The following is a 9,301-nucleotide window of genomic DNA, read 5'->3' as shown; positions in this document are numbered from 1 at the left end:
CGTATCTCGAATGGCGCCCAAAATAGGAACCGCCGTATGCCGAACGGCAAGTACGGTGGTGTGAGAGGTCGGTGAACATGAAAATAGGAGATAAACACCTATGATTAATGTTTACCTCCTACTCGATCCCTAAAATTGGAAGTTTACAATATACTAAAAACGATATGAAGAATAATTTAATCGGATTTGTGACCTATCTTTTAGCTACAATCATATTTTCTCCGTCGGTGGGTATAATCCTGCTTGCGATGAAAGAAAACTCAGATAGATGTCATTATTATGGAGGTAAATGGAATAAGACTGATATAGTAATCGGAATAGTTGCAATCTCTATTGGTGTGGCAATTAGGTACTTTTTTGATTTAAAAATCAGTTTATAGGCATTAAGGGATGTATAGCAAAGTTGGATAAACATATATATGTGAATCAACATAATAGTGGTATTTCCTCTACAGTTCAAGCACTGGAAAATCCCTTTCCAAAACGCGGGCAAATTTTACTCCAAACGCGGGCAAATTTGGGGTAAAACTTGCCCGCGTTTTTTTCAGGTACGCTCGGCATGTAACGGTTTGTTATCTTTTGGAATAATGGTATCTCATAGAGAATATATAAACCTCTATTGTATCATCATGTACAGAGTAAACGATTCTATGCTCTGCATTGATTCTTCTTGACCATTTTCCTGTAAGTTCATATTTAAGCGGTTCTGGCTTTCCTATTCCCGTATAAGGGTGTGCGGCAATATCTTCCAATAAGTTTTTGATTTTATTCAATATTGCTTTGTTTCCGCTCTGGGTAAAGTACAGATATTCTTTCCTTGCCTGTTCTGATAATGTTATTCTGTACATGCTACACGTTTTAAGAAATCCTCTATGCTTTCACCTTCATTTTGGGATATGGAATTTCCGTTATTAATATCCTCTTCGCCTTTATGTATTGCTTCCATTGTATCTGGCGACGACATGATGTATTCTGTTTCTTTTAGTGAATTGTATTCATCCAAAGAAATCATTACTACTCCTTTGCCATTACCACGATTGATAACTACAGTGTCAAAATCATCAATTACTGCATCAATGTAGCTTTTCAAGTTGGCTCTTAAATCTGTGTAATTAGCTGTTCTCATAACTCCTCCTTTGTTACAACGCAAAGATATGTACTTATTTGCGTACTTACAAATATAAATGGTTAATTATTTGATATTTAAGAAAAGGACATTCATTAAGGATGCCCTTTTCTCTCTTAATCAATAAAGCTAATCAATGAACCATTTATATTTCTCATCACCATGTGAAGTAGCTCTTTCATGGTAGATCGTTTTATCTGATTCCAAAGTAGATTGGTTGGTTTATGCTAAATTCCAGTGTTGAGGATTGATTGAAATTCCTAAACTTTTCATGGTACGTTTGCCATCTTTTGCAATTCTTACCATCAATGGAGATTCACCATTTGCAAGCACTTTATGCTTGTGACAAATAATAGAAATTGTAGTATTTATAAAAAATACGGTTGACTTCTTGGTTTACTTTTAAAGTCATTTTTCACGTTAACCGATATATATAGATAAACTATATAAAACAAAAAAAGCATCAATAATCATCAGATTATCAATGCTTTATTTTCAGTCGGGATGACTGGATTCGAACCAGCGACCACGCGCCCCCCAGACGCGTACTCTAACCGGGCTGAGCTACATCCCGAATTGCGACCACAAAATTAGTGCTTTTTTTATAATAACCAAATTAATTGATGCGTTTTGTAAATAGCATTACGCACAAATTAATTTGAATATGCGTAATTATCCCATCGTTTCACTGTAAAAATCCAAGCTCTCAAATATATCATCTTTTGAAACTATCTGATTGATTTTTATATTTCCTATATCACTCAGCAATGTGAAATTTATAGAAGCAGAAGATTCATTTTTCTTGTCATGAGTCATAAAGTCATATAATGTATCATAGTCTTTGCATGAAAAGGCAAGTTTGCCATAGTGCTCTTTTATAAAGGAAACTGTTGACCGTAATATTTCTTTAGGGAAACCTGATATTACGTGCGATAAGTACAATTCGCAAACTAGTCCCCATGCCACTGCATATCCATGTAGTACAGGATTTTCATTCTTTAGGGCAAAACTTTCAAAAGCATGTCCTATAGTATGTCCCAGATTAAGTGATTTTCTTATATTCTTCTCAAAAGGGTCTTGTTCTACTACATTTTCCTTTATGCATACTGATTTACCTATCAAACTCTGTAGTAGCTTATAGTCAATTTCGTTGTTAAAATTAAAATTTACCAGCTCTTTCCAGTTGTCGAATGTGCTTATCAATCCGTGCTTAAGCATTTCTGCATATCCTGAAATTATATTTTCATAGTCGGATGTTTTTAAGAATTCGCTATCTATAATAACTTCGGATGCAGGAGCAAATGCGCCAATTTCATTTTTAAGCCCATTAAAGTTTATACCGGTTTTTCCTCCTACTGCTGCATCAACCATTGATAACAAAGTGGTTGGGATATTTATGAAAGATATACCTCTTTTGAATGTAGCAGCTGCAAATCCTCCCAAATCTGTAACCATACCTCCTCCAAGGTTTATCATTAAAGAGTGTCTTGTAGCTTCTCCATTACTTAATTTTAGCCATACATATGCCAATGTTTCCAATGTCTTGTTTACGTCTTCAACTCCTATTGTGATATGTGTAGCATTTTCTACAGCCGGAATGTCTTTTATTACAGGCAGGCAGTAGCGGTATGTATGATTATCTGTCAATATGAATAGCTTATCGAATTTATGCGATGAGATTACCCTTTCAAGGTCATCTTTCAGATTATTGCATATTATTATTTCCTGTTTGCTCATAACTGTATTGTTTTTGGTGGCAAAAGTAGAAAAAAAGTTAGAAAAACTCACTTTTACATTTACTAATAATTAATTTTGTATTCTAATTTTTAAACTAAATGATAAATATATTATGAAAGGTGTTTTTCCGGTATTTTTTCGAGTGTTAGGTTATGTACTTCTTATTTTGTCAGTATTTGTCCCTATGCTTATGTATATGTTCGGTATGATACAGACTGATGCCAGTTTTATTCTTTTGAAGTTGGGAGCAAAATCTGTAATATGGGTTTCTTTGTTTTTTATCTTTTTGGCCAAGACGAGTGATGAAGATGATATAACGTCATCTCTTCGTGGAAAGGCTATGAAATTTTCATTGATAGTTTTGGGTATATACTATCTTGTTTCACTTGGTATTTCTGCTGTAGAACTAAATTATCAGAGAGCTGACAATTCTATAGGTATATTTTATATGGTAACTAATGTTATCTGTTTTGAATTTCTGCAACAAAAGCGTAAAATAGAGAAGAGATTTATAAGAAATAACTAAAAAACGTTATCTCTTTAAACCTTTTGCCCTATTATTTATCAAAAGCATATTGAATTTAATTTTTTAATTTAGATAGAATGATAGTTTTGGGGCTATGAAAATTAGGGTTTTGTGTTTTTTGATAGGAGTGTTGACTCCTTTGTTAATCTTCTCGCAAGGAAGAACTTCTAGAGGTACTATATCTGGTGTAGTAATTGATGCTGATGATAAAATGCCTGTTATGCAGGCTACTGTACAGATCCTGTCTCCTAAGGATAGTACGATGATAACTGGCAACGTTACAGATATGGACGGAAAATTTTCGCTAAATGCTAAGTTTGGTAAATATTTGCTTAGAGTATCTTTTGTAGGATATAGGCCTGTTTACAAACAAGTTGCGATATCTGGTCAGAAACCAAGATTTTCAGCAGGTAACATAGAAATATCATCGGATGCTATAATGCTTGAAGGAGCAGTTATTGTAGCCCAAGCTCCTGAGGTAACGGCCGTAGCCGATACGCTAGTGTATAATTCATCTGCATATAGAGTTCCGGAGGGTTCTGCACTTGAAGAGTTAGTTAAAAAACTACCTGGCGCAGAAATAGACGATGACGGTAAGATAACTATTAACGGTAAACAAATCAGCAAAATAATGATTGATGGAAAAGAGTTCTTTGCTGATGATCCTAATATTGCGTTGAAAAATCTTCCTGTAAACATAATTGATAAGTTAAGGGCATATGATAAACAGTCCGATATGGCTAAAGCCACAGGTATACAGGATGGTGAAGAAGAAACTGTACTCGACCTGACAGTGAAACCTGGAATGAATAAAGGATGGTTTGGGAATGCTGACGTAGCAGGGGGAACAGAAGATAGATATAGTGCAAAGGTCTTGTTGAACCGTTTTTATGGCGGTAATCAGTTTACTGTTATAGGCTCATCTAATAACGTCAATGATAATGGTTTCCCCGGTGGGGGAGGTGGAGGCAGATGGAGACGCCAAAACGGTTTGAATACTATCCATATGGCTGGCTTTAACTTTGCTACAGAAACAGAAAAATGGAAGAATAACGGAAGTGTCAATTTTAATCTTAAGAATTCGGATATAAGAAGTAAAAGTGCTTCGGAAACATTTGTGTCAAGTACCTCCAGCTCATTCACTAATGCTATGAATCTGCAGGATAATAGAAACCTGAATCTTACTGCAGATTTCAGGATTGAGTGGCATCCTGATACAATGACAATGGTGCTTTTCCGTCCAAGATTCCAGTTGGGAGATACTGATAATGCAACAGATTCGAAAACTTATACTTTCAATCAGGATCCTGTATATTCTACTGATGAACTTATAGGTTCGGAAAATCTAACAGAACTGGTTCCGGAAGAAAATATTATAAACACGATTGTCAGAAATAGCCTTTCACGTTCTAATTCTCTTACTCATGGTGCATCATTGATGTATAATAGGCGATTGGGAAAATATGGCAGAAATATTACATTCAGAGGGTATTATAACTATACAGACAGCAAGTCAGAGCAATTCTCAACATCTGAAACAAACTATTTTCAGAAAACACCTGAGGAGCAGTTGGAGATACTGAACCGTTATATCACGACTCCTACAAAGAGTTATAACTACAGTGCACGTTTCTCATATAGCGAACCTATACGCAAGAATATGTTCTTGCAATTTAGCTACAACTTCCAATATAAGAGAAATAAATCTGACAATTCTACATACGATATGCCTAACGGCTGGACAGTACCTCAAGGAATTGCCGGAGATATAAATGGTGTTTACAATAATGACCTGAGTAAAAGTGCTGTCTATGATTATTATAATCACCAGGTAGATGTTTCATACAGATGGATAACAGAAAAATCCCAATTTAATTTAGGTCTTTCATTCCAGCCACAGCATACGGAACTAGACTATAAGAAGGGGGATTTGGATACAGTAAGTGTTAGAAAGGTTTTCAATTTCACTCCAACTCTGGATTTCAGGTATAAGTTCTCGAAAACCAGTCAGCTTAGAATTGATTACAGGGGACGAAGTTCGCAGCCAAGTATGACTGACCTGCTTCCGATAGAAGATAACACAGACCCTCTGAATATCAAACAGGGTAATCCTAACTTGAAGCCCTCTTTTACTAATACATTGCGTGTTCACTATAATACTTTTAATGTTGAAACTCAAAGGGGGTGTATGACTTACTTTACTTATAATAATACTTTAAACAGTATAAGTAACCGTAGAACATATAATGAGCAAACCGGTGGTTACGTGACACGTCCGGAGAATATAAATGGAAACTGGAATATTTTTGGTATGGTAGGTGGAAACATTGCGCTTAAGAATAAGAAATATACTATCAATACATTTACCACTACGAGATACAGTAATATGGTTAGTTACATCAGTACAAAAGAGGTTACTACAAATTCCGACAAGAATATTACTAAACAGTTGAATTTGGGAGAAAGACTTAGAGGTACTTACAGATCAGACTGGTGGGAGGTTTCGCTGAATGGTTCCATAAATTATATGCATTCACGTAACAGTTATCAGTCGTCCAGCAATATGGATACTTACCAGTTCTCGTACGGAGCCAGTACAAATGTGAATCTGCCTTGGAACATGTCAATATCTACAGATTTGTCTCAGAATTCCAGACGAGGTTATACAGATGAATCAATGAACCGTGACGAACTTTTATGGAATGCACAGATTTCCCAGAATTTCCTTAAGGGTAATGCTGCAACCATAAGTTTACAGTTCTATGATATATTGAGAAACCAGAGTAATATAAGCCGAGTAATATCAGCTGCAATGCGTTCCGATACGGAGTATAATTCTATTTATAGCTACTGTATGCTTCATTTTATTTACCGACTTAACTTATTTGGAGGAAAGCAGGGCGGACGTCCTATGGGTGGAGGGCCTGGATTTGGTCCTGGAGGTCACGGACCTGGTTTCGGACACAGAAGATAACAAGTGATTATATATAGCTGCATGGACTTTTATTGGTTCATGCAGTTTTTTTTATATAGTTACTTATCAATTATGTAAATATCAAGAAAAAAATGTATTTTTGTTATTGACCTGAACATATAATGTTATGAATGATATTCTTTTCACTGTATTCTATTTTACGTATATGCTTCTAATATTGTCTACGGTGGTTTTTGTGGTCCTTGACAACAGAAATCCTGTAAAGGCAATGGCGTGGATTTTAGTTTTGTTTTTCTTGCCCGTAGTGGGACTTATTCTTTATTTTTTTCTAGGTCGCAGTAATAGAAAAGAGAGGATGATAAGTAAAAAAGGATATTCCAGACTAATAAAAAGGCCAATGTCAGAATATCAGATGCAGGAATCTGTTGAAATGAAGTCTGAAAAGTCACGTATAATGTCGTTCTTTAGGAATGTAAACAAAGCTTTGCCTTTTGAAGGGAATGATATAGAAATATTCACAGATGCTCGTTCAATGTTTTTATCCTTGCTTAGAACTATATACAATGCCAGGCACCATATCCATATAGAGTTTTATATCATAGAAGATGATGCTGTGGGACGTATGTTGAGAGATGCTCTTATAGATAAGGCCAGGCAAGGTGTAAAGATTCGTGTATTATATGATGATGTTGGATGCTGGAAAGTAAATCATAGTTTCTTTGAAACGATGTTGTGCGAAGGTATAGAAGTACAATCGTTTCTCAAAGTAAGATTCCCTGTTTTTACATCAAAAGTTAATTATAGAAATCATAGAAAAATAGTGGTTGTAGATGGAACAGTAGGGTATATTGGCGGGATGAATATAGCTTACAGGTATCTGTATGGACTTTCGTGGGGAATATGGAGGGATACTCATGTTATGATATCCGGAAGAGCTGTATACGGCCTGCAAACGGCATTCCTTACGGATTGGTTTGCCGTAGACAGATCATTGATTACAGCGCCTGAATATTTCCCGAGGATGTTAAGTCTTTCAGATAGGAGTGATGACTTGTCGGTTGGTAATTCTATAGCCCAGATTGTTACATCCGATCCGGTAGGCGAGTGGCGTGATATAATGCAGGGATATGTGATGGCCATAAATAGCGCCAAAAACTATATATATATACAGACTCCGTACTTCCTACCTACTGAGCCGGTACTTACTGCGCTGCAGACGGCAGCTCTATCTGGTGTTGACGTAAGAATAATGATTCCAAAGCGAGGAGATTCGTTGATAATACATAAGGGAACTTTGTCTTATATAGATGATATTCTGGAAGCCGGTGTAAAAGTATATCTGTATAAGAAAGGATTTTTACATTCCAAACTTATGGTTTGTGATGACGAAATATCTACAGTAGGGTCTACGAATATGGATTTTAGGAGTTTCGAACATAATTTTGAGGCCAATGCCTTTTTCTATGGTAGAAAAACAGCACTGGCCATTAAGGAAATATTTTGCAATGATATTAAATCATGTATGCATTTGACACGCAAAATATGGAATTCACGTTCAGGATTAAATAAGGTGTCAGAGTCAGTTATTCGTTTGTTTTCTCCTCTTCTGTAGAATTCTCCTCACCGGATTTATATCCGAAGAAAGAGAAGTTAACACTACCATAGTATCTGTGTTCTATGAAGTTTGGATGTGATTCAAAACTCAAATCTTTTCCATGTTCAAGAACAAACAGTCCATCCTCTTTAAGCAGTTTATGGTTGAATATAAGGTCTGGTATTTCTGATAATCTCTCAAGTGCATATGGTGGATCTGCAAAGATGAAATCAAATTTCTCGTTGCATCTTTCTATGTATCTGAAAACATCACCACGAAGTACAAAACATTTATCGGTTTTTACCTCTTTCATTATTTTGTTTATGAAAGAGAAATGTTGTGGGTCCTTTTCTATTGATATAACCTTGTCACATCCTCTTGACACCAGTTCTATACTGATGCTGCCGGTGCCTGCAAATAAATCAAGTGCAGTAATACCACCTTCAAAATCAATATAATTGTTCAGAACATTAAACAGATTTTCTTTTGCAAAGTCTGTGGTAGGTCGTGCTTTGAACGTATGAGGAACATCAAATCGTCTTCTCTTATATATACCGCTTATTACTCGCATAATATCAATGATTGTATATCAAATGGAATTTCTTGTATCTTATTAATTTCAGAGTTGTTGAATTCTGATTTCGGATTTATACTGTAAATATGTCTTATATATTTCTCCAGTTCTGGTTTTATCGTATTCATTACCAATCCTGAGCCTGATATGTGTAGTTCATCCGTCTCCTGATTATAACCGATTTGTTGCCAGATATTTAATATGAAGTAGTTTATATCTTTATATGATGTAGTGAGGAATGTATTTACAAGTATAAGTTTTCCTTTGTCTAATAAAACTATATCTGTACTTCCGTTATTTATATTGGCGTATAATTTACGGTTATTACCTAATTTGCTTTTAATAGTGAAGTATTCTATTAGTGGGCTGATTGAAGAAAAAAATCTTGCTCCCGGGAAATGTTCGGAAAGAAATACATGTGTCAGCTTGTCTATAGAGAAAATGATGACAGAGTTACTGCTGCTTAGTATGTTGCACATCACTATCTCATTTCTTTTGCCTCTGACATTCTGATAAAATATATCTTCCATATATTCTTCTTCAAATATGTCAAGTGGCACTATAGTGTATCGCTGTGAATGTATGAGGATATTGGTTTGTTTGTATTGGTGTGTCAACTCTTCGGTTGCAGCCAGAAACGCTTTTACATTGGCTGCCATTGAGCGCTGATTGTTGGTCGGGAATGTCCTGAAATAGAAATCATTTCCGGCAATCGGATTATAGATAGAAAAAGAAAATCCATCCGTACTAAGACGGATGGATAATGTATATTGTTTTGATTTATTAAAATCTAATTCTTTTGTCATTTA

The 9,301-nt window shown here is 35.4% G+C and carries 10 protein-coding genes and 1 tRNA gene; 4 read left to right on the top strand and 7 right to left on the bottom strand.

Annotation, left to right across the window (positions count from 1 at the left end; translation table 11 throughout):
- Positions 1-164 precede the first annotated feature (164 nt).
- The gene (locus tag I6E11_RS10715; protein WP_235338030.1) at positions 165-380 is read left to right on the top strand and encodes a hypothetical protein; all 216 of its coding nucleotides are present in this window, start codon (positions 165-167) and stop codon (positions 378-380) included.
- 192 nt (positions 381-572) lie between these two features.
- Here the strand turns inward: I6E11_RS10715 and I6E11_RS10710 are convergent, their stop codons facing one another.
- The 5 genes from I6E11_RS10710 to aroB form a co-directional block, all read right to left on the bottom strand.
- Positions 573-848 carry a Txe/YoeB family addiction module toxin gene (locus tag I6E11_RS10710; RefSeq protein ID WP_235338029.1) on the bottom strand — a complete coding sequence of 92 codons (276 nt, stop codon included), beginning with the start codon at positions 846-848 and terminating at the stop codon, positions 573-575.
- Complete coding sequence (locus I6E11_RS10705; RefSeq protein ID WP_235338028.1) at positions 836-1,126, bottom strand: type II toxin-antitoxin system Phd/YefM family antitoxin; 291 nt, start codon at positions 1,124-1,126, stop codon at positions 836-838. The genes I6E11_RS10710 and I6E11_RS10705 overlap by 13 nt, the downstream gene beginning before the upstream one ends.
- A gap of 222 nt (positions 1,127-1,348) precedes the next feature.
- Complete coding sequence (locus I6E11_RS10700; protein ID WP_235338031.1) at positions 1,349-1,432, bottom strand: Arm DNA-binding domain-containing protein; 84 nt, start codon at positions 1,430-1,432, stop codon at positions 1,349-1,351.
- A 193-nt stretch (positions 1,433-1,625) separates the two neighbouring features.
- Positions 1,626-1,700 (bottom strand) — tRNA-Pro (locus I6E11_RS10695).
- Between the two features lie 98 nt (positions 1,701-1,798).
- A complete protein-coding gene (aroB, locus tag I6E11_RS10690; RefSeq protein WP_235338027.1) occupies positions 1,799-2,863 on the bottom strand; it encodes a 3-dehydroquinate synthase in 1,065 nt (354 codons plus the stop codon).
- Positions 2,864-2,975: 112 nt separating this feature from the next.
- Here aroB and I6E11_RS10685 point away from each other — a divergent pair, with 112 nt between their 5' ends.
- The 3 genes from I6E11_RS10685 (at position 2,976) to cls (ending at position 7,936) form a co-directional block, all read left to right on the top strand.
- Positions 2,976-3,389 carry a hypothetical protein gene (locus I6E11_RS10685; protein WP_235338026.1) on the top strand — a complete coding sequence of 138 codons (414 nt, stop codon included), beginning with the start codon at positions 2,976-2,978 and terminating at the stop codon, positions 3,387-3,389.
- Between the two features lie 94 nt (positions 3,390-3,483).
- Positions 3,484-6,363: a TonB-dependent receptor gene (locus I6E11_RS10680; protein WP_235338025.1), complete on the top strand. Its 2,880-nt coding sequence runs from the start codon at positions 3,484-3,486 to the stop codon at positions 6,361-6,363.
- Between the two features lie 127 nt (positions 6,364-6,490).
- Positions 6,491-7,936 carry a cardiolipin synthase gene (gene cls / locus I6E11_RS10675; RefSeq protein ID WP_235338024.1) on the top strand — a complete coding sequence of 482 codons (1,446 nt, stop codon included), beginning with the start codon at positions 6,491-6,493 and terminating at the stop codon, positions 7,934-7,936.
- Here cls and I6E11_RS10670 read toward each other — a convergent pair.
- Both I6E11_RS10670 and I6E11_RS10665 read right to left on the bottom strand, forming a co-directional pair.
- A complete protein-coding gene (locus I6E11_RS10670; protein WP_235338023.1) occupies positions 7,908-8,489 on the bottom strand; it encodes an RsmD family RNA methyltransferase in 582 nt (193 codons plus the stop codon). The genes cls and I6E11_RS10670 overlap by 29 nt on opposite strands.
- The gene (locus I6E11_RS10665) at positions 8,480-9,298 is read right to left on the bottom strand and encodes a DUF3822 family protein (RefSeq protein WP_235338022.1); all 819 of its coding nucleotides are present in this window, start codon (positions 9,296-9,298) and stop codon (positions 8,480-8,482) included. Before I6E11_RS10665 ends, I6E11_RS10670 begins: the two co-directional genes overlap by 10 nt.
- Positions 9,299-9,301: the final 3 nt, after the last annotated feature.

This window comes from Bacteroides caecigallinarum (assembly GCF_021531075.1).
GTDB classification, from domain to species: domain Bacteria; phylum Bacteroidota; class Bacteroidia; order Bacteroidales; family Bacteroidaceae; genus Phocaeicola; species Phocaeicola caecigallinarum_B.
This window is presented reverse-complemented; position numbering and strand designations above follow the sequence as displayed.

Coding starts and splice junctions, on each gene's coding strand:
- I6E11_RS10700 (WP_235338031.1), bottom strand. CDS start 1,432: ATGGTAAGAATTGCAAAAGATGGCAAACGTACCATGAAAAGTTTAGGA.
- cls (WP_235338024.1), top strand. CDS start 6,491: ATGAATGATATTCTTTTCACTGTATTCTATTTTACGTATATGCTTCTA.
- I6E11_RS10670 (WP_235338023.1), bottom strand. CDS start 8,489: ATGCGAGTAATAAGCGGTATATATAAGAGAAGACGATTTGATGTTCCT.
- aroB (WP_235338027.1), bottom strand. CDS start 2,863: ATGAGCAAACAGGAAATAATAATATGCAATAATCTGAAAGATGACCTT.
- I6E11_RS10705 (WP_235338028.1), bottom strand. CDS start 1,126: ATGAGAACAGCTAATTACACAGATTTAAGAGCCAACTTGAAAAGCTAC.
- I6E11_RS10710 (WP_235338029.1), bottom strand. CDS start 848: ATGTACAGAATAACATTATCAGAACAGGCAAGGAAAGAATATCTGTAC.
- I6E11_RS10685 (WP_235338026.1), top strand. CDS start 2,976: ATGAAAGGTGTTTTTCCGGTATTTTTTCGAGTGTTAGGTTATGTACTT.
- I6E11_RS10715 (WP_235338030.1), top strand. CDS start 165: ATGAAGAATAATTTAATCGGATTTGTGACCTATCTTTTAGCTACAATC.
- I6E11_RS10680 (WP_235338025.1), top strand. CDS start 3,484: ATGAAAATTAGGGTTTTGTGTTTTTTGATAGGAGTGTTGACTCCTTTG.
- I6E11_RS10665 (WP_235338022.1), bottom strand. CDS start 9,298: ATGACAAAAGAATTAGATTTTAATAAATCAAAACAATATACATTATCC.